Annotated in this window: 23 protein-coding genes; 2 read left to right on the plus strand and 21 right to left on the minus strand. The window is 65.4% G+C overall.

Going from position 1 to position 22,980, the window contains the following annotated elements; all coding sequences use genetic code 11:
- Nucleotides 1-25: 25 nt before the first annotated feature.
- From VQ044_RS09915 to VQ044_RS10005, 19 genes are all read right to left on the minus strand, one after another.
- Nucleotides 26-988: a Bug family tripartite tricarboxylate transporter substrate binding protein gene (locus VQ044_RS09915; RefSeq protein ID WP_327650912.1), complete on the minus strand. Its 963-nt coding sequence runs from the start codon at nt 986-988 to the stop codon at nt 26-28.
- A gap of 779 nt (nt 989-1,767) precedes the next feature.
- Nucleotides 1,768-2,163 carry a bacteriohemerythrin gene (locus tag VQ044_RS09920; protein WP_327647075.1) on the minus strand — a complete coding sequence of 132 codons (396 nt, stop codon included), beginning with the start codon at nt 2,161-2,163 and terminating at the stop codon, nt 1,768-1,770.
- Between the two features lie 21 nt (nt 2,164-2,184).
- Complete coding sequence (locus VQ044_RS09925; protein ID WP_327624207.1) at nt 2,185-2,682, minus strand: hypothetical protein; 498 nt, start codon at nt 2,680-2,682, stop codon at nt 2,185-2,187.
- Nucleotides 2,679-4,250 (minus strand): cytochrome b N-terminal domain-containing protein, encoded by a 1,572-nt coding sequence (locus VQ044_RS09930; protein WP_327624208.1) that lies wholly within the window; start codon nt 4,248-4,250, stop codon nt 2,679-2,681. The genes VQ044_RS09925 and VQ044_RS09930 overlap by 4 nt, the downstream gene beginning before the upstream one ends.
- Nucleotides 4,247-5,071, minus strand: a complete 825-nt coding sequence (locus VQ044_RS09935; protein WP_327647076.1) for an SCO family protein — start codon at nt 5,069-5,071, stop codon at nt 4,247-4,249. Before VQ044_RS09935 ends, VQ044_RS09930 begins: the two co-directional genes overlap by 4 nt.
- Nucleotides 5,059-5,928, minus strand: coding sequence for a heme o synthase (gene cyoE / locus VQ044_RS09940; protein WP_327624210.1), 870 nt, complete (start codon nt 5,926-5,928; stop codon nt 5,059-5,061). The genes VQ044_RS09935 and cyoE overlap by 13 nt, the downstream gene beginning before the upstream one ends.
- Nucleotides 5,929-5,938: 10 nt before the next feature.
- Nucleotides 5,939-7,672 carry a cbb3-type cytochrome c oxidase subunit I gene (locus VQ044_RS09945; RefSeq protein WP_327624211.1) on the minus strand — a complete coding sequence of 578 codons (1,734 nt, stop codon included), beginning with the start codon at nt 7,670-7,672 and terminating at the stop codon, nt 5,939-5,941.
- Between the two features lie 11 nt (nt 7,673-7,683).
- Nucleotides 7,684-8,217, minus strand: a complete 534-nt coding sequence (locus VQ044_RS09950; RefSeq protein WP_327624212.1) for a hypothetical protein — start codon at nt 8,215-8,217, stop codon at nt 7,684-7,686.
- A 9-nt stretch (nt 8,218-8,226) separates the two neighbouring features.
- Complete coding sequence (locus tag VQ044_RS09955) at nt 8,227-8,388, minus strand: hypothetical protein (RefSeq protein WP_327624213.1); 162 nt, start codon at nt 8,386-8,388, stop codon at nt 8,227-8,229.
- A gap of 236 nt (nt 8,389-8,624) precedes the next feature.
- Nucleotides 8,625-9,356: a sirohydrochlorin chelatase gene (locus VQ044_RS09960; RefSeq protein WP_327647077.1), complete on the minus strand. Its 732-nt coding sequence runs from the start codon at nt 9,354-9,356 to the stop codon at nt 8,625-8,627.
- On the minus strand, nt 9,340-10,890 hold the full coding sequence (locus VQ044_RS09965; RefSeq protein ID WP_327647078.1) for a cytochrome D1 domain-containing protein: 1,551 nt from the start codon (nt 10,888-10,890) through the stop codon (nt 9,340-9,342). Before VQ044_RS09965 ends, VQ044_RS09960 begins: the two co-directional genes overlap by 17 nt.
- Nucleotides 10,865-12,073, minus strand: a complete 1,209-nt coding sequence (gene nirJ, locus VQ044_RS09970) for a heme d1 biosynthesis radical SAM protein NirJ (RefSeq protein WP_327647080.1) — start codon at nt 12,071-12,073, stop codon at nt 10,865-10,867. The genes VQ044_RS09965 and nirJ overlap by 26 nt, the downstream gene beginning before the upstream one ends.
- Nucleotides 12,073-12,564, minus strand: a complete 492-nt coding sequence (gene ahbB, locus VQ044_RS09975) for a siroheme decarboxylase subunit beta (protein WP_327647082.1) — start codon at nt 12,562-12,564, stop codon at nt 12,073-12,075. Before ahbB (VQ044_RS09975) ends, nirJ begins: the two co-directional genes overlap by 1 nt.
- Complete coding sequence (locus VQ044_RS09980; RefSeq protein WP_327626196.1) at nt 12,561-13,025, minus strand: Lrp/AsnC family transcriptional regulator; 465 nt, start codon at nt 13,023-13,025, stop codon at nt 12,561-12,563. The genes ahbB (VQ044_RS09975) and VQ044_RS09980 overlap by 4 nt, the downstream gene beginning before the upstream one ends.
- Nucleotides 13,022-14,014, minus strand: a complete 993-nt coding sequence (gene ahbB / locus VQ044_RS09985) for a siroheme decarboxylase subunit beta (RefSeq protein ID WP_327647083.1) — start codon at nt 14,012-14,014, stop codon at nt 13,022-13,024. Before ahbB (VQ044_RS09985) ends, VQ044_RS09980 begins: the two co-directional genes overlap by 4 nt.
- 3 nt (nt 14,015-14,017) lie before the next feature.
- Nucleotides 14,018-15,184, minus strand: coding sequence for a cytochrome D1 domain-containing protein (locus VQ044_RS09990; RefSeq protein ID WP_327647085.1), 1,167 nt, complete (start codon nt 15,182-15,184; stop codon nt 14,018-14,020).
- Nucleotides 15,181-15,480: a c-type cytochrome gene (locus VQ044_RS09995; protein ID WP_327647086.1), complete on the minus strand. Its 300-nt coding sequence runs from the start codon at nt 15,478-15,480 to the stop codon at nt 15,181-15,183. Before VQ044_RS09995 ends, VQ044_RS09990 begins: the two co-directional genes overlap by 4 nt.
- A 7-nt stretch (nt 15,481-15,487) precedes the next feature.
- A complete protein-coding gene (gene cobA, locus VQ044_RS10000; protein ID WP_327626200.1) occupies nt 15,488-16,276 on the minus strand; it encodes a uroporphyrinogen-III C-methyltransferase in 789 nt (262 codons plus the stop codon).
- A 57-nt stretch (nt 16,277-16,333) separates the two neighbouring features.
- Nucleotides 16,334-18,088: a cytochrome D1 domain-containing protein gene (locus VQ044_RS10005; protein ID WP_327626201.1), complete on the minus strand. Its 1,755-nt coding sequence runs from the start codon at nt 18,086-18,088 to the stop codon at nt 16,334-16,336.
- A gap of 131 nt (nt 18,089-18,219) precedes the next feature.
- Here VQ044_RS10005 and VQ044_RS10010 point away from each other — a divergent pair, with 131 nt between their 5' ends.
- Nucleotides 18,220-20,286 (plus strand): 4Fe-4S binding protein, encoded by a 2,067-nt coding sequence (locus VQ044_RS10010; RefSeq protein WP_327647087.1) that lies wholly within the window; start codon nt 18,220-18,222, stop codon nt 20,284-20,286.
- Nucleotides 20,283-21,215, plus strand: coding sequence for an FAD:protein FMN transferase (locus VQ044_RS10015; protein WP_327626203.1), 933 nt, complete (start codon nt 20,283-20,285; stop codon nt 21,213-21,215). Before VQ044_RS10010 ends, VQ044_RS10015 begins: the two co-directional genes overlap by 4 nt.
- 75 nt (nt 21,216-21,290) lie before the next feature.
- On the opposite strand, the gene VQ044_RS10020 is transcribed toward VQ044_RS10015, so the two are convergent.
- A complete protein-coding gene (locus VQ044_RS10020; RefSeq protein WP_327647089.1) occupies nt 21,291-21,860 on the minus strand; it encodes a DUF4202 domain-containing protein in 570 nt (189 codons plus the stop codon).
- Entirely contained in the window at nt 21,857-22,519 is a 663-nt protein-coding gene (locus VQ044_RS10025) for a Crp/Fnr family transcriptional regulator (RefSeq protein WP_327647091.1), read from the minus strand. Before VQ044_RS10025 ends, VQ044_RS10020 begins: the two co-directional genes overlap by 4 nt.
- Nucleotides 22,520-22,980 lie beyond the last annotated feature (461 nt).

Consider the following 22,980-nt stretch of genomic DNA (forward strand, 5'->3'; position numbering starts at 1 on the left):
TCAGAGATTTTCTTGTCCGGAGTGATCATCCCGCGAGACGGCCCACCAGGCGGTCGATCGTCGCGTCGAGTTTTTCCAGATAGGTGCGGTATTCTTCCTGGCCGCGGAAATCGACCTCGGCCCCGGCATTGTTGATCTGTTCGACGAACGCCGCATCCTCGGACAGTTTCTCCAGCGCCGATTCGAGGGTCTTGCGCGTCTCTTCCGGCGCCCCTTTGGGCATCACGATCCCGCGCGTGATCGTCAGTTCGAGATCATGGCCCAGTTCCTTCAGCGTCGGAACGTCGGGCGTGGCCTCCAGGCGCTCGGCCGCGCCGGTCGCCAGGAAACGCAGATCGCCGTTCTTGACGAATTCCAGTGATGAAGAAACATCGCCGATGGCCGCGTCGAGATTGCCGCCGACGAGAGCCCGGATACGCTCGCCGGTTCCCTCGTAGCCGACATAGGACAGCTCGATACCCGCCGCGTCCTCGATCATCGCCGCGTGCAGATGCGGGACGCCGCCGAGCGTGACGCCGGTCTTGATCTCGCCGGGGTTCTCCTTGGCGTAGGCCACGAACTCCTCGAACGTCTTCCAGGGGCTGTCGGCGCGCACGACCAGATATTGCGGCGACGACGTCATCAGCGCGATCGGGTCGAACGTATCCCAGTTGATATCGGTCAGGCCGGTCTTGTTGGCGACCGGCAGGCCTTCGTGCACCTGGCTGATCGTGTAGCCATCGGCCTCGCGCTTGCTGGCCTCAGTCAGGCCGACGGTGCCACCAACGCCTGGCATGTTGATCACCGCGAGCGGCTGACCGAGAAATGGCTCGGCGTTGTTGGCAATAATACGCATCAGCGTGTCGCTGCCGCCCCCAGGTCCCCAGGGAACGATGAACTCGACCGCACGCTCGGGATATTCCTGAGCCTGGGTGGACGATGCCAATCCCGTCAGTGCGGACAACGTCATCGCACCCGCGATGGTGAGGTTCCTCAGTTCGGCCAGCATAATCGCATTCATCCTTCTGTCTTGGAGTGCCCGCCCTATTCGACGGCCCCAAGGGTTGCGGTGGAAAATGGGCTACGCCCTCAATCGACAGCGCTGCCCGGCAGCTGTTGGGACGGAGCCTAAGAGGAGTGCTTGAGGATGGCAAGCAAGTTTGACAAATGCGTGGGATACCACCCATTTGCGCGGGGAACCTCTGCCGGCGACGATGTCGCATGCGGATTTCGATCCACATTGGCTGGGTAGCATCGGAATTGGCGACATGCCTGCGGGCGCGGACCAGCGTCCGGTCCGGCCATCTCATGTCTTGACCGGCTGCAGGATCGTGAAATCGCCCCCCCTCATCCGCCTGCCCCCTCATCCGCCTGAAGGACCTCCTGGGCACAAATCTGATCATAAGCCGCGCCGCCCGGTCGCCGGGTCCGACGGCGATCGGAAGGTCCGGCGCCGCCGTTCCAGCTCGTCGTCATCGACCTACTTTTCCGCACGAAGACGCGCCTTCCCGAGACAGCCGCGTCTTTGGCGTCGTTGAATCGGCTGCGCGACACATGTGTCCGCCACATCGTCGGGGACGCGCCGCACATATTGGTAGACCCGTTTTGCACGGTCACAGGGTTGGGCAGAGGAAGGGAATCCTCATCCATGTGAAGCATGTCGGACGGGGCCCGGTCCGAATGTCGACGGCCGTCGGGCAATTGCAATGACTTGCGGAGATTTTGGTGGGCCCGGCAGGTGGCCTTGGCCCAATGGATCATGACGTGCGGTCTCCTGCGGCCCACCCGTCAATGCGGATGCTGGCCGAGGCGGGAATGGAGCCGGGCGTCATGCGTCTTGAAGTGCTCGGTGAACCAGGGATCCAGTGCCGCGACCAGCCGGTTGGCCTGAGGCCCGGTGCCGGATTCGTAATCGCTCATGATATCCCGCAACTCGTCGAGCAGCCGCTCGTGATCGGCCTTGTGCTGCGCGATCTGGTCGTAGTCGTGCTCGCGCATGAACTTCTCCTCCAGCGCGAAATGAGCAGATATCCCGCGCAGCAGATCGCCGAAGGCGGCGACCGCATCGCCGTCCCCGGTCAGCGCGTCGCCAAGCCGGTTGACGAGATCGATCAGCTCCTTGTGCTCGTGATCGACGGCCGGAACGCCGACGCTATAGCTGTCCTTCCACTCCATCCGAGGCATCGGTACTCCTCCCACAAACAATCAGTTGAAGACAAAGCCGCCCTGCTCGGGGCGAAAGTCGATGGCGAGATTTTGCTCCGCCGTTAGGGTAATGCGGCGCGCGGCCTCGTAGTCGAAGCCCTCGGCGCGCCCAGTGTCGGCCAGGCGGACGGCTATTTCATGATCCCCCGCGCCAAGCGGGAAACGCTGGTACACCCGAGCCGGGCCGTCGCCGGCCAGGCCGCTCGGCGGCAGTTCGGCGCGAAGCGCCGGCTCACCATCGATGTCGAGTTCGAACCGAAGCGCCGCGCGCTCGCGATCGCAGATCTCACGCTTGCGCATATTCGCCGGCAATCTCGCCCGTTCCTCTGCGTCGAGCTGTCGGCAGTTACGCGCGCCGCCATGGGTGAAGCTGAGTTTTACCACGCCGGTCCCTTCCGGCAGGCTCCGCCATGTCGGCGCGGCCGAAAAAAACGCGGCGCCAGTGGCGACCACCGCCGTCACAGCGCTGCCGAGGATCAGGCGGCGAACCCGGCTCATTGGTCGACCTCCTCGATCGACTGAGGGAACTGCCGCGTCGCTCCCGCTGGCAAAGCATCATCGGCTGGCAGCGCGGCGAGACGATCCTGGAAGGTCGCCAATTCGCGCGCAAGCCGCGCCGTTTCCGTCGGCCCCGCCCAGACCGTCGCCAGCCGGGCGCGCGGCACCCGGGCGCGCAGATAGGGATCGCGGGTCGCCGCGATACGCTGCTCGGTCCATTCGATGCCGAAGCGATGCTGGCATTCTCGCTCGGCGCAACCGGCGATCGCCACACCATCGGCCAGATCGCGGGACAGGATGAAGTCGATCAGCGATGGCGGGGCCATGGCGACACAAGGCAGCACGACCCGTCCCGGCAGATCCCTTCCCGCCGCGCCATGGGCGCAGGCCAGCGTCAGCACCCGCCCCGGCCCCTCCAGCGCCACAGCGGCCTCGATCACCTGTTCCCGCACCATCTTCAGCGACAGGTCGGGCAGGTCGATCCCGGTCACCAGATCGATGGAGCGGCGGAACGGCGTCGAGGACGGGCATGACCCCATGCAGATACCGCAGGCGACGCAGCGATCGGGATCGACTTCGGCCTGGTGGGGAAACGGCGCGCCATCGGTGCGCGGCACCAGTGTGACCGCGCCGTAGGGGCAGTCCTCGACGCAACGGTTGCAGCCATTGCAATGGTCGAGGAACACCTCGACCGGCGCCGGACGGGGCTTGGGCGGCAACCAGGGAAGGGCCGACATTCCGACGCTGAAGAGCACCAACCCGGCCCAGATCGCGCCCGCCGGCACCAGATCCATCACCGGATAGAGCGGCAGGATGAACCAGTCGATACCGACCTGCGCCGGCACCATCGCCAGATCGGCCGCGGCTTGCGAGCGGGCCGGCAACAGCAGCGAGGCGATCAAAAGGCCGGCCAGAACGATGCCGCCGAGTTCCCGCGACGGCGCGGTCCGGGCATTGGTGATCCGCTGGATATGGATCCACATCACCAGCAACAGGATCAGCGGTACCGCGATATGGAGGAACACCAGGAGGGTGAAGAACCGTCCGCTCAACGCCTCGGGCGTGAGAAAATTCCGCGCGATCGGCTCGCCGAAGATGGGCAGCCAATCGAGCAGCTCGGTGCTGGCGATGGCGACGTATTGCGCCAGGCGGTCCCAGACCAGCCAATAGCCGGTGATGCCGGAGATATAGACCAGCCAGATCAGCGGCACGCCGGTGATCCAAGAGAACCATCGCGCGCCGCGATGGCGCCCCCTGGCGAACTCGCGAACCAGATGAACCAGCATGACCGCGATCATCAGATCGGACGCGTAGCGGTGAAAACTCCGCGCGATGCCGGCGTGGAACCAGTGGTCGTTGGTCAGCCACTCGATCGACGTATAGGCGTTCACCACGCCGGTATCGAAGAAGATGAAGAGATAGACCCCGGTCGCCGTGACGATCCAGAACAGGAACCAGCCGAGCGTGCCAAGCTGGGCCATCGGATTCCACTCGGGTCCGAAGATGGCGTCGAGTGCCCGTTCGACCCGGTCGAAGCCGCGGCTCAGGGTAGTACCGACGGCTCTCATACCTCGTCCCGACATCGCCCCACCGGCCGCCGGTTGCCCAGCCAGAGCCGCAGGATGACGATCCCCGTCAGGATCAGCGAGAGCCCGCCGAGCACGATGCCGAAGCCGATCGCATAGTCGAATTCGTAGACGCCGGTCGCCGGGTTGTAGGTCGTGCAGATGAACTTGATCCGATCGATCAGGCCCTCGCGGGTGATCCCGCGCAGGCTCGTGCCGTAGATCAGGTCCTTGAGCGGTTCCAGCAGCATCTGGATCGGAAAGTCGTCGCCATAGATATGGCGGTAGACGCGTCCCTCTGCGTCGAGGATCGTCGTCTGGGTGATATGCTCGAAGCCGCCGGCGGCGGCGCGATAGCTGAAACCGACATCGGCGAGAAGCCGCCGCAGCGTCGCCGCGTCGGCGCTGGCGAGCCGCCAGTCCGCCTCGGGAATACGCTGTGTTTTGGCGAACGCGTCGAGCCGGGACGGCGTGTCGTTGCGGGCGTCGAAGCCGAGCGTCAGCACCGAGAATTGCTGCGCGCCGAAGACGCGACGCGCCTCCTCGACCGCCTCGATTATCCGCTGCGTCGTCGGCGGACAGACCGACGAGCAGCTCGTATAGACGATGCTGACCACCAGCGGCCGGCCGCGAAGCTCGGCCAGCGGGAGCGACGCGCCATGACGGTCGACCAGCGTGTAGTCGCCCACGAGTCGGCCCAACGCCGCCTCGCTCGCGGCTACCACCGCGATCGGATCAAAACTCTCGGCGCCTTCGGCCCGGAGCGGTATGGCCACCGCGAACAGGAGCGCAATACCGACAAAGCGGCGGATCAGGTCGCCCATCGGACCGCGGCGTCGAGATAGACGCCCGTGACAAGCAGCGCGAATTGCACGAGCGAAGCGCGAAAATTGGCCATCGCGGTTTGCCGCGACGGCGCCGCCCAGAGCTGGGCCGAGCGCCACAGGAACAGCCCGCCGCCGGCCAGCGCGAAGACGCCGTAGACCAGACCCATGCCGGTGGCGAGCGGTAAGAGGGAGAGCACCAGCAACACCGCTGCGTGACCGAGGATGATCGGCGCCCATACCTTTTCGGACACGATCACTGGCAGCATCGGCACGCCGCACCGCCGATAGTCGTCGCCCTTCGCCGCCGCCAGCGACCAGAAGTGCGGCGGCGTCCAGAAGAACATGACGAGGGCGAGGATCACCGGCGTCGCCTGCATTTCGCCGCCGACCGCCGCCGCGCCGGCGAGGATGGCGAAACTGCCGGACGCGCCGCCGACCACGATGTTCCACACGCTCCGCCGCTTCAGCCATACGGTATAGACCCAGCCATAGGTGATGGCGCCGAGAAACAGCCAGAACGCCGCCAGTGAACCTCCGACCGACCAGGCCATGACCAGCGAGGCGAGCAGCAGGCCGGCGAAGGTCACCGGCCAGATCGGACCGGGCTTCAGGCGGCCGCTGGCGAAGGGCCGGGCGTGGGTCCGCCGCATGTCCCGGTCGCTCTCGCGCTCCCAGTAATGGTTGAAGGCGCCGGCCGCCCCACTGGCGCCGAGGACCGCGAGCAGGAAGACGCCGGCCTGGAGCGGCGACAGCGTCCCTTCGCTGGCCAGCATCCCGGCCAGCGCTGCCAGCGCGACGGCGAAGCCTATCCTCAGCTTCAGGATCGAACCGGTTATGCGGAGCGCGGCCAGCATCGCTTCGCCCTCACCGGAACAGCCAGAGGTCGGACAGATACTTCCAGTTGACGAAGTAGTAGAGCACAAAGGAGACGAAGAAGATCGTCACCAAAACGATCGTGCCCGGCAGCTTGACCGCCGCCTCGCTGCCGTAGTGCGATGCCGCATACGGTCCCTGTGCGTGCAGCGGGAAGTGCATCGGCTGCGCTCCTGCGGTGTCGAGCTTCTTGCCGAACAGCACGGTGCCAACCGTGATCAGGATGTAGAGCGCGCCGCCCAGGCCCGCGATGAGAGCGAAGATGCCGTTCAGCCCCATCATCAGGAAGGCACCGGGCGCATACTCGAAGGCATGCGCTGCATCGGTCAGGGTGATGTCCCAGTGCCGCCGCGCGACGCCGAGGGTGCCCGCCCCCATCATGAACAGCGAGATGCCTCCGGCGCCGATGCCGAACAGATAGGGCTGCCACTTCGCCAGCTTCGGCCAGATGACCTCGCGTTGGAAGATGAGCGGCAACAACAGATAGGTCACCGCCATGAAGGCGAGCGTGGTGCCGGCGACGACCGTGCCGTGGAAATGGCCGGGCACATAGATGGTGTTGTGCATCAGGACGTTGAGCTGTTCGGTGCCGAGCACGACGCCGGAGATGCCGCCGATGAAGCCGAACATGACGAGGCTGAGGAACATTCCCGAAAAGGCCGGGTTGCCCCAGGGCGCCTTCTGCAGCCACTCGAACCAGCCCTTCCGGAAGCCGTTGCGCCGCTGCGCCGCCTCGATCGCGCCGGGCACAGTCAGTCCGTGAATCATCGAGCCCATGACGGCCAGATACATCATGTAAGAGGTGTTGATGATCTTCCACTCGGCGCTCATGCCGGGCTCGGCGAGCAGATGGTGCGCCGAGGCGAGCTGCAGGAACAGGATGTACATCAAAAAGGCGGTCCGGCTGACCTTCTCGGACAAGGGCTTCGCCCCCACCACCAGCGCCGCGATCAGATACCAGACCGAAACATGCGCCGAGACGTTCATCTGCTGCGAGGAGTGGCCCATGCCCCACCAGATCACCTTGTACATCAGCGGATCGATATTCGAGATCAGCCCGAGCGACCAGAGCCAGGTCGGGATCAGGATGATCGCGCCGGAGGCGATGGTGAATACCGCGATGATCGCCGCGGTCAGTGCGCCGAAGGTGACCAACGGTATCGATCCCTCATAGGTGCGCTCGGCGCGGGCGATGACCAGAGTACCAAAGAAGACCGCGACCCCGATCAGTGCGCCGACCGAGAAGAGAATCAGCGATAGATAGAACCAGGACGACGCCATCATCGGCGGGTAGGATGTGAACATCACGGATGAGTCGCCGCGCAGCACCGCGTAGTTCGCCATCAACGCGCCGACGATCATCAGCACGAAGCCGAGCCAGGCGAATTTGGGTGCCGCGAGACGCGAGTTCAGGAGAACCGCCGAGGCTAGATAGAGAATCGCGATCTCGAAGAATATGATCCAGAAGAGCAGCACATTGGCGCCGTGCCCGGTCAGGACCAGATAGAACCACTCGGCCGGCAGAAGATGCACCGCCGGCCAGCGGGTCAGCGCCACCGCCACCCCCATCAGCCCGCCGAGCATGAGAAAGACGACGGCGGCCACCGCATTGGCCTTGATCAGTCGCTGAGCGGCGACGTCCACCTTCAGCCCGGTGTAGCCGCATTTGCGGAACACGGCCTCGGAAAAAGCGCCCGGCGCGATGCCTGCATCGATCGTGGTCATGGCGCTCTCCTTTATTCAGTCACGCGAATCCGGCCGGTCATCTGGTGATGACCGATGCCGCAATACTCGTTGCAGACGATGCCGAACTCCCCCGCCTCGGTCGGCGTCAGGGTGATGACATGCTCGTATCCAGGCTGGACCTGGATGTTGATGTTGGTCGGCTGCAGCGAGAAACCGTGCTGCCAGTCGGCCGAACTCATATGGATGCGGTAGCTCTGGTCCTTCTTCAGCTCGAGAATCGGCCACCACTCCCAGAGACGCGCGAGTAAATAGACCTCCTCACCGGCCGGCGGGCGGACCACCGGCACGCCCTCCTCCTCGCCGACCTGCCACTGTTCGGCGAACGCCTCGACCTTTTCGACATATTTGTCCGGGTTGATCCGGTAGGTCTCATTCGCAAGGTTCTGGTCGCCGATGAAGTGCCAGGCGATCATGAAGAAGAACATGAACAGACCCCAGAGGAAGGCGATGACAATCCAGCTCAACTCGATCTTGTGGATCGGCTCGTTCCACCAAATTCGGTTCTGGGGAGGAGTTATGGCCATGTTGGACTCCTATTGGGCGAGCGGAATTGTGACGATCTCCATCACGCCCCAGATCAGATAAAGAACCGTGGGGATGGTGATCCCGAACACCAGCAGCAGGAAAGGGTTGTCGAGAAGCTGCTGCATGAATGGGATACGCTCCGGGCGCGGGGTTTCCTGTTCGTCGGCCATTGCAGAACCTTCCCTAAGGACCTCGAATCGAGACCTTTCAAGAATACCGACGCCCGGGCAGCGGCGGCTTGACGAAAGTCAAGTATTGGAAATTCTCGTGCCGAAAGCGCCTGAGCGCGGCACCGAAGGCGAAGGTGGGCATGAACATGGCCAGCTACGGCGGGAGGCGATTGCCGGCTCCGGGAACAGACGAAAAACCGATTATGCCAACCTACGGTGGTCAGCGGCGGAGGCTTTCAAGCCGCGATCCGCGCGGCATGCATCGACAGCGCGGCCGCGACGATCTGCGCGATCTCCGGCCGCATCCCCACGGGATCGAGCATCGGGCCAGGAAAGGCCGCTTCGGCGAGAGCCCGGGGCAAATCGACATCGACATGCCCCGCATGCCCGGCAAAGAACGGCAGGCACAGGGCCGGGCCATTGAGCCGCGCCGCCTCGGCAAGATACGGAACCTCGTCCACGAAGCCGACGCGAACGTCGCGAAACAGCCCGGCGGCGGCGATAAAGCGCGCGGCCTTCTCGGCGGCTTCGCGTGGCCGGGGATCCGACGGCGATCCATGCGCGGCGAGAAGGATCGTGGTCTCCTCCAGCGATAAATCTCGCTCCGACGCAGCGCGGCGCACGCAATCGAGGCAGAACGCGTGCAGAGACGGATCGAGGCCTAGCGGCGACAGCATCGCGAAGGCGCCGTCGCAGAGCTCGCCGATCCGCCGCGGCAACTCGCGGCTGACAAACCAGCCGTCCGACATGAACAATGGATAGATCGACACCTGCTGGCTTCCGAGCGTGTCGAGCGTGGCTTTGAGCGTGCCGCGACCGGCGAGCGTCGCGCCCCGCACGGTCCAGCCGTGAAGCCTCGCCGCCACACGATCGGCCAGCGCGTGCAGGTCCTCCTCGGGCCGCCCGGGCGCCGAGGGGGAGCCGTGCGCGACGATGAGCGCGGCGCGCGACTCAGTGGCTGGTGCCATCCGAAAAGCTGATCTTGTTCCAGACATTGTACTTCCCCGAGGGCTTTCTCATCGGCAACCGGGTGACTTCCTCGAGCGTTTGCGCATCGTAGACAATGACCGCGCCCTCATCCTCCCAGACGCTGACCAGCGCATACTTGCCGTCCCGATCGAACTCGACATGGGCGACGGTGGCGCCGGGAACCGGACGCAGGGTCTTGACGATCTCCAGCGTCTGCTTGTCGATTACATGCATCGCGTCGCGGTTCGGGCCGAAGAACACATCGGCCCAGACATAGCGGCTGTTTTCGTGGCTGCGCAGGAAGAAGCCGGGACCGAGGGTCTCGATCGTCTTGACCACCTGCCAGGTCTCGATGTCGATGACCGACAGCCGCGCCTGCTTCAAATGTGGCGTCGCCATCACCCGCCGGCCGTCTCTGATCCAGGAGATGCCCGAGCCGAGATGCGGCAGGCCGGGCAGCGGCAGTTCCGCGATCTCGCGACCGACGGTCAGGTTCACCACCACCCCGCGTTCGCCGTCGCGCGCCGCGCCGATCAGGTGGCGATAATCCGGCGTGAAGAAGAAGTCGTCGAGCGGGCTCGTCACCGCAATCCGGCGCAGCGCGAACAGCCCCTCGGACCCCGCGATCGCTTCGACCATCCCCTTCTCGTAACTGTGGACATAGCCCTCATAGACCGGTGCGGCATTGGGATCGGTCGCGATTTCCCAAATCTCCGGCGCATCCTTGAGCGCCAGGATGAAACTGTCGCGCTGCGGCGCCTGATAGACGGCGGATACCCGCGAGGGCGTGCCGTCCTTGTCCGCCACCTCAAAGACTTTCTCCACCGACAAATCGGCGGTCGCAAGGATGGTCAGGGTGCGCGGCAGATAGTTCGCCACCGCCAGATGCTTGCCGTCCTTGGAGATCGCGATGTTGCGGCTGTTCAACCCGGCGCGGACACGGCCGATCTCGGCAAGGCTCCACAGATCGTATTTCTGCACCCAACCGTCGCGCGACATGATGAAGACGAACCGCCCGTCGGGCGTGAATTTCGGCCCGCCATGCACGGCAAAGGGCGTCGGGAAGCGATCCAGCACCGTAAAGCTGTCCCCGTCGACGACACTGACGTGATGATCGCCGGTCTCGACGACGAGGAACAGGTTCAAAGGATCGGCGTCGAAGGCCGGGGCCGTGACGGGCACATAGTCCGGGTCGAGCGTCCGGGTTTGTTCGATCTGCCCCGGACCCCAGTCCGGGATTTTCGCCAGCGACGTGGTCAGGTAATCGCCGAGAGCGGCGATCTCGTCCGGGCTCAGGGTGTCGGCGAAGCCGGGCATTTGCGTCGCGGCGCGGCCTTCGGCGATCACTACGCCAAGCTTCGGCCCGCGCATGCGTTTCAGCGTCTCCGGGATCAGCGCCGGCCCGGTGCCGCCGAGTCGGTCGGCGCCGTGGCATTCGGCGCAATACCGCGAATACTGCGCCCGCGGCTCGCCCTGCACCGCCCCGGCGAAGGCCGTCAGCAGCAGGCTAGTGAAAACGATGAACCGGATCATGGCTCTTTCCCCGAAACGGCGTGACAGTCAGGCGCCCACCCGCTTTGACCCCGATCTCAGCGTCGCTCATGTAGCAGGCAGGATCCTCGGCCCAGGGGTCGCCTGTGAGCTGCAATGCACGGATTCGAGTATTGCCGCCGCACACGCTCTGATAGGCGCAAGCCCCGCAACGGCCCTTCAGCGGGCGCGGACGGCGGTGGAGCTGCGCCAGCATCGGGTCGTCACCGGTCCACAGTTCGGAGAAGCGGTGCTCCTTGACGCTGCCGATGGTGTAGTCCGACCAATAGGTGTCGGGATGCACGTTGCCCTGCGGGTCGATGTTGGCCACGCCCAGACCGGAGGAATTGCCGCCCCAGGCCTCCAGATGCGCGCGCAGATGCGCGACCCGCTCGGCCGGGAATAGGCGTTCGGCCCAGCGCAGGAAATAGACCGCGTCAGCGTCGTTGTTGCCGGTGACGATCTCCAGCGGCATGCCTTCGGCCGCCGCGACCCACGCGCGATCGATCAGAAGCTCCATCGCATGGCGCGTCCGCGACCAGCCAACGTCCTCGCCGCGGTGCTTGTCGCCCCGCCCGGCATAGACCAGATGCGACAGGTAGAACTTGTCCACGCCTTCCGCATCGGCCAGCGCCAGCATTTCGGACAGCTGATGGGCGTTGTCCTCGGTGATGGTGAAGCGCAGGCCGACCTTGATGTCGCGCTCCTTGCAGGCACGGACGCCCGCAAGGGCCTCGTCGAAGGCGCCGACCTTGCCCCGGAACCAGTCGTTGGTCTCGCCGATCCCGTCGAGGCTGATGCCGACATAGTCGAAGCCGATCTCGGCCACCCGGTCGGCCGTCGCGCCGACGATGGCCGTGCCGTTGGTGGAAAGCGCGAGATACATCTTCATCTGTCGCGCACGCTCGGCAATCTCGAAGACGTCGCGGCGAGCCAGCGGTTCCCCGCCGGAAAGGATCAGCGCGGGGATACCGAAATCGCCGAGATCCTCCAAGACGCCCATCGCCTCCTCATGGGTCAGCTCGCCGGGAAACGCCACATCCGCTGAACTGGTGTAGCAGTGGCGGCAGCGCAGGTTGCAGCGCCGGGTCAGGTTCCAGATCACCACCGGCTTGACCGGCCCGCGGCGCGCGCTCACCGGGGTCGGGTCGACCAGTTGACGCATATAATGCGAGAGGCGGAACATCAGCGCCCTCCTTTGCGGCCGAGCCGCAGACCGGTTTTCTTCAGGATGCGGGTCGAATAGAGGATGTCGCCGCTGCGGCGGGCGGGACCGAGCAATGCCGCGATGCGCTCGCGTTTCGCCTCGACCTGGTTGCGATCGCTGCCATGCACCATGGCAAAGAGATTGTAAGGCCAGACGGGTTGCGCGCGGGGCCTCAGATAGCAGTGCGAGACGAAGTCGAGCGCGCCCACCTCGGCGCCAATCCGCGCCGCGGCGCTGTCCTCCACGTCCCAGACCGTCATACCGTTGGCGGTCATGCCGAGCGCGTAATGATTGGGCGCTGCCCCGATGCGGCGGATCACGCCGCGTTCCCGCATGGCCGTCATGCGCGCGATCACCTCAGCTTCGTCCAGTCCCAACTCCGCCGCGATCACGGCATAGGGCGCGGGCGTCAGCGGAAGCCCCGCCTGGGTGGCCTCGATGATCCCGCGGTCGATCGCGTCGATGCTCATGCCGCCACCCTGAAACCGATGAAGAATTCCTGCAGCTTCGGAAACCGCAGCACGGCAATCCCCGTCTCCGCCTCAATTTCATCGGCGACGGCCTCGACCGCCTCCGCCGTTTCGGTCGCCAGCACGAACCACATGTTGAGACGATGCTCGCGTTGGTAATTGTGCGCGACCTCCGGATGGGCGTTGACCGCATCCGCCACGGCCTCGAAATGCTCGGCCGGGACCTCCATCGCGCACAGGCAGAAGGCCCCTCCGATCGCGGCCGCGTCGTAGAACGGGCCGAAGCGCGTGATCACGCCGGTTTCGCGCATGCGTCCCAGCCGCGACATCAGCTCGCTCTCGCTCAGGCCGAGCCGCGTCGCCGCCTCCGCATAGGGACGCGGCGTGAGCGGAAACCCTTCTTGCAAAGCGTTGACGATCAGCCGGTCGGTCGCGTCGAGTTCGAGCGCGGAACGCTTCATGCCGCTGCTCCTTCCGTGGACGCCACCAACGCTCCCGTCTGCTTGAAGCAGCGAATGCTGAACAGCACCTGATGCGGAGCATCCTGAAGGCCGACCTCTCTGCTGGCGCGATCGAGCACCGCCATCGCCTCGTCGCGGCTGCGGGCGTGGATCATGCAGTAGAGCGTATAGGGCCAGACGCCGGGCGCCGCGCGCCGTTGATAACAGAGCGTGACGCCGCGCACGGCGGTCAGCGCAGGTCCGATGCGGCCCAGATCGGCCTCGTCCGCCTCCCAGACCACCATGGCATTGGATCGCCAGCCGAGTGCGCGATGGCGCACGATCACACCGATCCGCGACAGGATACCGGCCGCGGCAAGCGCCTTGACCCGTGCCAGCACGTCCGCCTCGGACCGACCGAGCGCGCGGCCCAATTCGGCAAAAGGACGGGGCACCAGCGCCAGGCCGGTCGAGAGCGCCTGCATGATCGGCCGGTCCTCCGGTTCCAGTACGCCGGCGTCGATATGTTCGCGCGCCGGCGGCACGTGGCCGGCGCCGTCGAGCGAGAAGCCCAGATCGACATTGAACGCGCGCACCAGCGGCAGATCGAGGACCTCAAGTTTCGTGCGCGCACGAATGCGGTCAAGCGTCGCGTCGACATGGAGCCGATCGGGGCCGGTCACCACGAACCAGATGTTCCAGCGGTTCTCGCGCAGATAGGAGTGGTTCACGCCCGGCTCGCCGCCGATGAGGGCGGCGATCTCGTCGATCCGCCATTCGGGAGCAGCGACGGCGGCCAGCGTGCTCGCGCCCGCGGTGCCCGGCCGGCAGGTGGCGCCGACGCGGCTGATTGCGCCAACGGCCTCCATCTCGGCGAGCCGGCTCAGAACGTCCTTCTGGCGAAGGTCCATCCGCTCGGCAATCGCGGCAAACGGCCGGGGTACCAGCGGAAAATCCCGCTGCCAATTGTCGAGCAGCGCGCGGTCGATGATGTCGACGGTCAAGCTCATCGCTCAGAGCCCCGTCCGGTGGGCGCGCGCGGTGAAGAAAATCCCCGACGGGCTCTCCGCCGCGATCTCGCCCAGCTTCTCGAAACTGCGCGCGTCGTAGATGTCCACACGCCCGGCATCGCGGACCGAGACCCAGACCTCGTGACCGCGGGCGGTGAACTCCATGTGCAGGACGGCGGGTCCCGGCGTCAGCGTGTGGATCACTTCGCCCGAAAGCGTATCGATTACCTCGATCGTATCGTTCAAGGGGTGGGCGAAATTGACCCAGACCTGGCGCCCGTCCGGCCGGGCGACGGCGAAGACTGGCTGACCGTGGGTGGCTGTGCGCCCCACCTCAGCCAATGTCCGGCTGTCGACCCAGAGCACTTCATGTCGTCCGACAGCGGGCAGAACGAACCGATCGCCCGCCAGCGCCCAGCCTTCCAGATGCGGCATCTTGTAGACGGGCAGCGGTTCCTTGCCCTTGCCGTAGCCCGACAGAATCCGCCGCGGAACCGGCGGTTCCTGCCAGAGATCGAGCGCCGTCAGCCCGTCCTCGCCGAACAACCCCGCGATGTAGTGCCGCCCGTCGCCGGTGATCAGCGCGTCATAGGGGTTCGTCCCGATCCCGCCGATCCGGGTGATCGCCGGCTCCTCACCGGAAAAGTCCGCGATCCACGTCTCCCCCGCGTCCCACAGGGTGAAGACGAAGCGCCGCCCCGGCGCGTCGACCAGGCCGATGGTCTTCGACCCGGTCGGGATGTCGGCGACGCTCTCCAGCGTTTCGGCATCGAAGACGCGCACGCCGCCCGGCTCGTAGTTCGAGACCGCGACGAGTTGCCCGTCGTCGGAAATTGCGCCGCCGATGGCGTTGCCCGATTGCACGACGCGGCCAGCGATCGACTGGGTCAGCAGATCGACCTTGGTCAGCCCGCCGTCGCGTCCGAAGACGAAGGCGAAACGCTCGTCCGCCGAGAATACTACCGAAGCATGGGACAGATCGCCCAGGCCATCGACCCGCCCGATCGCGGCGTGCTCGGACTGGTCGATGATCAGCAGCGAGCCCGAGGTCCGTTCTACAACCACGCCCAGATCGCCGGTGGCGCGGGGCTCCTGCGCCTGGGCGACGCCAAGGAAGACCGCGGAAATCGACGCCAGCATGATCAGGCCAAGGGAAAAGCCACGGCTCATTCGTTGCCTCCGTCCAAGAGATAGCCGGCGATCCAGGCCGCCTCTTCATCTCTGAGGAGCGGGCGCCAGGGCGGCATCGCGGTTCCCGGAACGCCATCGAGAATGATGGCGACAAGCCCGTCGGGCTGCGTCCCGGCCAGCGTCTCGGCGCGGATATCCGGTCCGAGCCCGCCTTTCAGCGTCATTCCGTGGCATGAGCCGCAATCCTGCAGCACCAAACGCTCAAGTTCGGCCGCCCGGCCCGGCGGCAGCTCCTGCGCCAAGGCCGGTGCCCCGATAACGAGCAAAAGGGCCACCAGAACCTCACGCATGAGCCAACGGCGCATGAACGGCGGCAAGATGCGTGAACATTTCGGCGGGTGACGAGCGGTAAAGCGAGACGACATCGCCGATCAGAAACAGCACCGGGCCGGTGAGACGCGCCTCGGCCATGTCGCTGGCGATCCGGTCCAGACGGGAGGTCAGCCGCCGCTCGCGCGGCGTCGTCGCATTGGCGATCGCCAGCACGGGCGTCGCCACGGGCATGCCGTGCGCGATCAGCCGTTCGGAAATCTCGGCGATGTTGGCGGCCCCCATATAGACGACCAGCGTGGTCTGGGTGTCCGCCAATCCCAGCCATTCAAGGTCGAGCGGCCTGTCGCTTCGACAGTGTCCGGTCACGTAGCGCACGCCTGTCGCCAGCCCGCGATGGGTCAGCGGCACACCGGTGACGGAGGCCGCCCCCTGCGCCGCCGTGATGCCGGGGACGATTTCGACCGGAACTCCCGCTGCCCGCAAGGCTTCGGCCTCTTCCGAACCGCGACCGAAGATGAAAGGGTCGCCGCCCTTCAATCGCACCACCGTCTGCCCTTCGAGTGCCAGCTCGACGAGGATTTCGTTGATACGCTCCTGCGGCACCGGATGGGAGGTCGGCGCCTTGCCGACCGGGACAAGCCGCGCAGTCGGCGGCGCCAGCGCCAGCACCTCGGGCGACACCAGGCGGTCATGGACCACGACATGCGCCAGTTCCAGCACGCGCGCCGCTTTCAACGTCAAAAGCTCCGGATCGCCTGGACCCGCCCCGACCAGAAACACCCGTCCACGCGTCTTCATAGCTTTCTCCCGGACTGATCGAGTTGGGGCGGCGTGTGCCGCCGCCCCGGGCGCGCGTCAGTAGACGTCCTGGCGGGTGTTGAAGACGTTGAACTTGCCGGTCGGTGTGATCAGCCGCGGATCCTTGATCACGTGTTTCAGCTCCAGCGTCTTGTCGTCGACGACCACGATGGCGGATTCCAGATCCTTGGCGTTCCAGACCGAGAACCAGATTTCGTCACCCGCCTTGTTGAACTCGCCCTGCACGACGCGGGGTTGGCCTTCCGCGATGCCCGCCCATTCGACGATTGGCAGCACCGTGTATTCGGGCTCTTCCTTGCCGAGTTCGTCGACGTTGAAGACCGCGACAGAGGCGGTCACCTCAGCGTCGGGATTCAGCGGCGCATCGACATAAAGATGGTTCGAGGTCGGGTGCGACTTCACGAACAGCGAACCGCCGCCCAGCCCCTCGAGCTGTTGCACCACTTTCCAGGCGTTGTCGGGATGTCCTTCCGGGTCGGTCCCGATCAGCGCGATGGTCTCGTCGCCGAGATGCGAGGTCACCCAGACCGGCCCGTAGACGGGATGGTTCAAATTGGCGCCGCGGCCGGGATGCGGGGTCTGACCGCCGGTCTCCAGCAACGCGGTTAGCTCGCCTTCCTTGGTGTCGATCACCGCGACCTTGCCGCGCGCGTTCGCGGCGGTGAGGAAATAGCGCTTGGTGGAGTCGAATCCGCCATCGTGCAGGAACCGCTCGGCCTCGATCTCGGTGACCTTGAGGTTCTTGATGTCGGAGTAGTCGACCAGCAGGATCTTGCCAGTCTCCTTGACGTTCACAATGAACTCGGGGCGGTAGTGCGACGCGACGATCGCCGCCACGCGTGGCTCAGGGTGATATTCCTGGCTGTCGTAGATCATGCCCCGCGTCGAGACGATTTTCTTCGGCTCCAGCGTATCACCGTCCATGATGACGTATTGCGGCGGCCAATAAGCGCCCGCGATGGCGTATTTGTCTTCCCAGCCCTCCATCTTGGAGGTCTCGACCGAGCGCGCCTCGGCGCCGATCTTGATCTCGGCCACCGTCGCCGGCGTTTCCATCCACAGGTCGATCATGTTGACCTTGGCATCGCGGCCGATGACGAAGAGATAGCGGCCGGAGGCCGAGATGCGGCTGATATGCACCGCGTAGCCGGTGTCGATCACCGTGTGAATCTCGTAGGTCGCGCCGTCGATCAGCGCGATCTGGCCAGAGTCGCGCAGGGTCACGGAAAACAGATTGTCGATATCGATGTCGTTCATCTTTTCCGTCGGCCGGTCCGCCGGCGCGACCAGGACCTTCCAGGTCTTGAGCATCTCCGGCATGCCGAACTCCGGCGGCGCCGGCGGCTCGATCAGCAGGTAACGGGCCAACATGTCGATCTGCTCTTCGGAGAGCTGACCTGAGGTGCCCCAGTTCGGCATGCCGGCGGGCGACCCGTAGGTCATGAAATCCCGCAGATATTCGTAGCCGTTCTGGCGGGTGATGTCGGGGGTCAGCGCCTTGCCGGTCGCGCCCTTGCGCAGCACGCCGTGGCAGCCGGCGCAGCGTTCGAAGTAAATCGTGGCGGCCGTATTGAATTCGTCCTGGGTGATGACCGGATCGTCAGGCTTGAGACCCGGGATTTCCACGCCGATCTCGCCGAGCGAGGTGGCGCTGTAGACGTATTTCGCGGCTGGCGAATCGCCATGCCCCTTCGGCTTCTCCTGTGCGGCAGCGCCCGTCGCCGCGAGCGCAAGCGGCAACGCGATGCTGGCTAAGAGCTTCAAGCTCCGCGTTTCGCGAATGGTTTTCATGGGGCGGCCTCCGTTGGCGGGTAGGTTCAAAGCGGAAGATGCCCCCCCGGCCGACGACGTTCCTTGACTTTCATCAAGGTGCCGATGGGGAAGCGGCATCATCGTGGTGAAAAGCGAAAGGATGATCAGTGATGCGGCTGAGGCAGGCCTTGATCATATTCGTCATGGCCTTCGCCTCCCCGGGTTTGGGAGATGGCGCGCTGGCCGATGGCCTGCTGCAAGTCAAAAGCGAGGAGGTGGCGGCAAAACCCGATCTGGCGTTGGCCGCCCGCCTGTTCGCTCGTGACGGTCCCCTTGCCTTGACGCGCGAGGAGGGGGCGGTGCCCGGCTGGTCGGTCACCTCACCGGACGGGCGGATCGGCTGGATCGTCTCGACTTGGGAAATCGCGGAGTCCGTCGGCTATTCGGGACGTCCGATCGATATCCTTGTCGCGGTGACACGCGACGGCCGGATCGCGGGTGCCCAGCTCATCCGCCAAAGCGAGCCCGTCCTGACCTTGGGCATCTCCGCGTCGGATATTGAAAATTACGTCGATGGCTTTGCCGGGGTCGATCTGACTCGCCAGCCGACCATCGACTTCGCCGACCGCCCCGACCTTCCGGATGTGATCTCGCGGGCCACAGTGTCAACCGGGGTGATCCGCGATGCGATCCTGCGGACCGCACGCACGGTTGCCCTCGTGCAAGGGCGGGGAGCGGCGATCGACCGGGTCAGCTTCAGGCCGGCATCCTGGGATGCCCTGCTGGCCGAAGGCGCGCTCGCACGCACAACGGTGAGCCTCGATGCAGCGCGCGCGGCGCTGAGCGCCGCCAAGATGCCGCCGCCGCCGGGCGAGGCGCCGTTTCTCGATCTCTGGATCGGGCTTCTCGACCCGCCGACGATCGGGAAAAACCTCCTCGGCCAAGCGCTTTTCACGCGAGCGATGGCTGTCTTGGGGCCGGGCGAGACAGCGCTGTTCGTCGCCTCCCGCGGCCTGCACTCGCATCGGGGCACAGCTTGGCGGCGCTCCGGCGTTTTCGACCGGATCGCGGTGATCCAGGATGAGGAAACCATCACCTTCGACAGCGGGGACTATCTCAGGATCGACCGCCTCGGGGCCGCCAGCGCACCCGATTTCAAGGAAATGAGCGTTTTCCGGCTGCCCGCCGACCGCTTCGATCCGGCACTATCATTCCGGGTCGAGGTGACGGCAAGCCGCGACACCGGCGGCGAACCGGTCTCGATGCGCATACCGGTCGACTATACCTTGCCAGCCCGTTTTCTTCGGCCGCCGGAGATGGCGCCGGAAACCGAGCCGTTGTGGGTCTCGGCCTGGCAGCGCAAGCGGTTCGAGATCATCGGCGTCGGCCTGATGCTGACCACCCTCGCGGTGATCCTTTTCCTGCAGGAGGCGTTCGTGCGCCGCCCCGCGCTCTGGCGCTGGGGCCGGATCACATTCCTGACGGTGACGCTGGTCTGGCTGGGTTGGATCGCCGGCGGGCAATTGTCCGTCGTTCAGGTGGTGGCGTTCCTGCAATCGCTGACGACCGGCTTTCGTTGGGAAACCTTCCTGATCGATCCGGTGATCTTCATGCTCTGGGGCTTCGTCGCCCTCGGCCTCTTGTTCTGGGGCCGCGGGGTTTATTGCGGCTGGCTCTGCCCCTTCGGCGCGCTGCAGGAGTTGACCAACGAGATCGCCAAGCGCCTCCGCATTCCGCAAATCGCGGTGCCGTTCGGCGTTCACGAGCGCCTCTGGGCCATCAAGTACACGGCCTTCGTCGCCATCCTCGGCCTGTCATTCTACTCGATGGATCAGGCGCTGGTGCTGGCCGAGATCGAGCCCTTCAAGACCGCCATGTCGATGCGCTTCATGCGGGCCTGGCCTTTCGTTCTATTCGTCGTGGCGCTTCTCGTCGCGGGACTGTTCATCGAGCGGTTCTACTGCCGTTATCTCTGCCCGCTTGGCGCGGCGCTGGCGATCCCGGCCAAGCTCAAGCTGTTCGACTGGCTGCGCCGCCGTCCCCAATGCGGACGGGAATGCCGGCTTTGCGAAACCAAATGCATGGTTGGCGCCATCGATCCGATCGGTCGGATCAATCCCAATGAATGCGTGCTTTGCCTGCATTGCCAGACGATCTACCACGATTCGAACACCTGCCTGGTGCTGAAGCGACGCGCCCGTCCGACGGCCCCGACCGCGCGGGAGAACTCACCATGACACCATGCCTGACCCGGCGCCGCTTCATGACGATCTGCGCCGCCGCCGCCCTGCCTCGTGAAGCTCTAGCCGGGGCGCCGATGACACGCTGGCGGGGCGCGGCACTGGGCGCCGAGGCCTCCATGACACTGGTCGGAATAAAGGGTGACGCCGCCGACGAGATCTTTGCCGCGACACAGGCCGAGATCGACCGGCTTGAGGGAATCTTCAGCCTGTATCGCGCCGGTTCGGCATTGGCCCGCCTGAACCTTGAAGGACGGCTGGATACTCCGCCCGCCGAGCTGGTCGAACTCCTCGCCCTGTCGGATTCGCTCCATCGCGTGACCGGCGGCGCCTTCGATCCGACGATCCAGCCCCTATGGCAATTGCACGCTCTGGCCGCGCAGGAGCAACGGCGGCTCGAAGCCGAAGAGATTGCCGAGGCCAGGAAACGGACGGGTTGGGTGCATCTGCGTCACAGCCCGGACGCGGTCGGCTTCAGGCGCGACGGCATGGCTTTGACGCTCAACGGCATCGCGCAAGGGTACATCGCCGACCGGGTGGCGGCGCTGGTCCGCGCACGCGGACTGACCGACGTTCTGATCGACATGGGCGAGATCGCCGCTCTCGGCCGCCGCCCCGATCGAACGCCCTGGCGCGCCGCGATCGCGACGCCGGACGGCGAGATCGTCGGCGAGGTCCCGCTCGGCGATCGCGCGCTGGCTACCTCGGCGCCGCTCGGCACGCCGTTGGACAAGGCCGGCCGCGTCGGTCACATCCTCGATCCGCGGACGGGGCACGCCGAAGCCCGCTGGCGGCTGGTGTCGGTAGCGGCAGACAGCGCGGCGCTGGCCGACGGCCTGTCGACCGCCTTCTGCCTGATGCCCCGCCATGCGATCAAAACGGTCCTGCAGGCCCATCCGAACGTATCGCTCGAAGCAATCCTTTGACCTGTGATCGTTGAGAGGCGCACGAACCAAAGACGGGGCAGTTCTTGACCTGCCTTGCCGCCGCCCGCCAGTTCCTCAGATCGCAAGCGCGGGCGCAAGCTCCGGCGGCAGATCGAATTCGGCGGCGACGCGCGCGCGTCCCTTGGCCGACATCTTGCGCGCGGTCTTGGCGACGATGCCGAAGATTTTTTCATGGTCGTGCCTGGCGGCGAAATCCGCGAAATACCAGCGCAGGAACACCAGGCAGATCACGTCCTCCAGCATCTGCACCTCCGGGTCGCGCTTGATCCCCTCCTTGCGCAGCATCTGCGCCACACGCGCCCCGTCGGCCTCGCAATAGCCCGCCGCGATCATCAATTCCGCCACCCGCGCGCCATGCGCCAGCGCCTGCGCTTTCCGCCAGGCGTGATAGCCCTCGCGGCTGTCGGGATACGCGCTTCGCGGCAGCTTCCAACGCTCGATGTGCTGTCCGCGCGCCGCAATCCGCAAATGCTCGGACGCATCCGGGCAGATTCGGTCGAGCTCCCCTGACATCCGCCGGCCATAGACAAGCGCCGCCGGTTCCCGCGTCTCCGCTTCCAGCGTCGGATCGGCGGAATTGGCCCTGTCGATCGCGGCGATGACTGCCTCGAATCGCCCGCTCATTGGGCCTTGCTCCAGGCATCGGCGCGATCCTCTTCGACAAAGCCGCGCAACCGTCCGACATCCGCGATGGCTGCGTGATTGTGGCTGATCGCCACGCCGTTCTGCTTCAATCGCGCGAAGGCGCGGGACAGGCTTTCGGGCTTCATGCCCAGCCGCCCCGCGATCAGCACCTTGTCGTAGGGCAAGGTCACGGTGCATGCGCCTTCGGCGACGTGGCAGAGGTCGAGCAGGAATTCGGCCAGCCGTTGCGCGCCGGTCTGGGCCTTCAGTTGCTCGACCTGTTCGACCAGCGCGTGCAGGTGCTTGAAGGTCGCCGCCAGCATCGAGATGCAAAGCTCCGGCTGCGACTTCATCATCTGCAGCACCACTGCCGCGGGAACCTGCATCAGCCGGCAATCGGTGACCGCCTCGGCGGCGACCGGATAGACGTCGCCGCGAAACGCCACCGCCTCGCCGAAGCTTCGGCCCTTGGTGAAGGTTCCGACCACCGCCTCCGCCCCGTTATGCGCGATCCGGAACAGCTTTACCCATCCTTCCAGCACGATATAGACGCTGTTGGCGGTATCGCCCTGCAGGAAGATCGTCGCCGAGCGGTCAAACCGCCGGACGTCGGACCGCGCCAGGATCATGTCGGCGACATCCTCGGGTATACTGGCCAAGAGGATAGACCCCTTCGCAATCTGCCAATCGCCTTCCCGGTGCATTGGTTTCTCCGGTTATGGTTTGGGATTATCGAACACCCAGACCTAACACCAGATGCCGCCACGGGATCAATGCAGAGGAACCCAGAACCGGTCCCGGCAAGCGCGTGATGATCGCCGGATAGTCGGTGCTGGGAGCCGCGCCGAGGGCGGCCTTCCAGCTCGAGCCCGGTTCGGCGGAGTTCTCGGTCCTTGCGGTTGAACAAGGCCGCTGTGAAATCACGTGCGGCCTTCGCCCCAACGCTTTGATTCAAAAACTTGAAAACATTGCCGGAAGACCGGCAACGCGTTGAGGCTACGTAATTCCCCTAAGGACATAACCGAATTTCGGGGAATGTCCCGGTCTCTGTTGAAACTCTGAAGTGGGCGGCGTTGCCCGCCTTGAGCCGTTAGGCTCGGGGTGCCGATTCCACTGAGGA

The sequence above is a fragment of the Aurantimonas sp. C2-5-R2 genome, assembly GCF_036549495.1.
Classification (GTDB): domain Bacteria; phylum Pseudomonadota; class Alphaproteobacteria; order Rhizobiales; family Rhizobiaceae; genus Aurantimonas; species Aurantimonas coralicida_A.

Excerpts from the sequence above, each read along its gene's own strand:
- VQ044_RS09915 (WP_327650912.1), bottom strand. The coding sequence starts at position 988 with ATGCTGGCCGAACTGAGGAACCTCACCATCGCGGGTGCGATGACGTTG.
- VQ044_RS09920 (WP_327647075.1), bottom strand. The coding sequence starts at position 2,163 with ATGCCTCGGATGGAGTGGAAGGACAGCTATAGCGTCGGCGTTCCGGCC.
- VQ044_RS09925 (WP_327624207.1), bottom strand. The coding sequence starts at position 2,682 with ATGAGCCGGGTTCGCCGCCTGATCCTCGGCAGCGCTGTGACGGCGGTG.
- VQ044_RS09930 (WP_327624208.1), bottom strand. The coding sequence starts at position 4,250 with ATGAGAGCCGTCGGTACTACCCTGAGCCGCGGCTTCGACCGGGTCGAA.
- VQ044_RS09935 (WP_327647076.1), bottom strand. The coding sequence starts at position 5,071 with ATGGGCGACCTGATCCGCCGCTTTGTCGGTATTGCGCTCCTGTTCGCG.
- cyoE (WP_327624210.1), bottom strand. The coding sequence starts at position 5,928 with ATGCTGGCCGCGCTCCGCATAACCGGTTCGATCCTGAAGCTGAGGATA.
- VQ044_RS09945 (WP_327624211.1), bottom strand. The coding sequence starts at position 7,672 with ATGACCACGATCGATGCAGGCATCGCGCCGGGCGCTTTTTCCGAGGCC.
- VQ044_RS09950 (WP_327624212.1), bottom strand. The coding sequence starts at position 8,217 with ATGGCCATAACTCCTCCCCAGAACCGAATTTGGTGGAACGAGCCGATC.
- VQ044_RS09955 (WP_327624213.1), bottom strand. The coding sequence starts at position 8,388 with ATGGCCGACGAACAGGAAACCCCGCGCCCGGAGCGTATCCCATTCATG.
- VQ044_RS09960 (WP_327647077.1), bottom strand. The coding sequence starts at position 9,356 with ATGGCACCAGCCACTGAGTCGCGCGCCGCGCTCATCGTCGCGCACGGC.
- VQ044_RS09965 (WP_327647078.1), bottom strand. The coding sequence starts at position 10,890 with ATGATCCGGTTCATCGTTTTCACTAGCCTGCTGCTGACGGCCTTCGCC.
- nirJ (WP_327647080.1), bottom strand. The coding sequence starts at position 12,073 with ATGTTCCGCCTCTCGCATTATATGCGTCAACTGGTCGACCCGACCCCG.
- ahbB (WP_327647082.1), bottom strand. The coding sequence starts at position 12,564 with ATGAGCATCGACGCGATCGACCGCGGGATCATCGAGGCCACCCAGGCG.
- VQ044_RS09980 (WP_327626196.1), bottom strand. The coding sequence starts at position 13,025 with ATGAAGCGTTCCGCGCTCGAACTCGACGCGACCGACCGGCTGATCGTC.
- ahbB (WP_327647083.1), bottom strand. The coding sequence starts at position 14,014 with ATGAGCTTGACCGTCGACATCATCGACCGCGCGCTGCTCGACAATTGG.
- VQ044_RS09990 (WP_327647085.1), bottom strand. The coding sequence starts at position 15,184 with ATGAGCCGTGGCTTTTCCCTTGGCCTGATCATGCTGGCGTCGATTTCC.
- cobA (WP_327626200.1), bottom strand. The coding sequence starts at position 16,276 with ATGAAGACGCGTGGACGGGTGTTTCTGGTCGGGGCGGGTCCAGGCGAT.
- VQ044_RS10005 (WP_327626201.1), bottom strand. The coding sequence starts at position 18,088 with ATGAAAACCATTCGCGAAACGCGGAGCTTGAAGCTCTTAGCCAGCATC.
- VQ044_RS10010 (WP_327647087.1), top strand. The coding sequence starts at position 18,220 with ATGCGGCTGAGGCAGGCCTTGATCATATTCGTCATGGCCTTCGCCTCC.
- VQ044_RS10015 (WP_327626203.1), top strand. The coding sequence starts at position 20,283 with ATGACACCATGCCTGACCCGGCGCCGCTTCATGACGATCTGCGCCGCC.
- VQ044_RS10020 (WP_327647089.1), bottom strand. The coding sequence starts at position 21,860 with ATGAGCGGGCGATTCGAGGCAGTCATCGCCGCGATCGACAGGGCCAAT.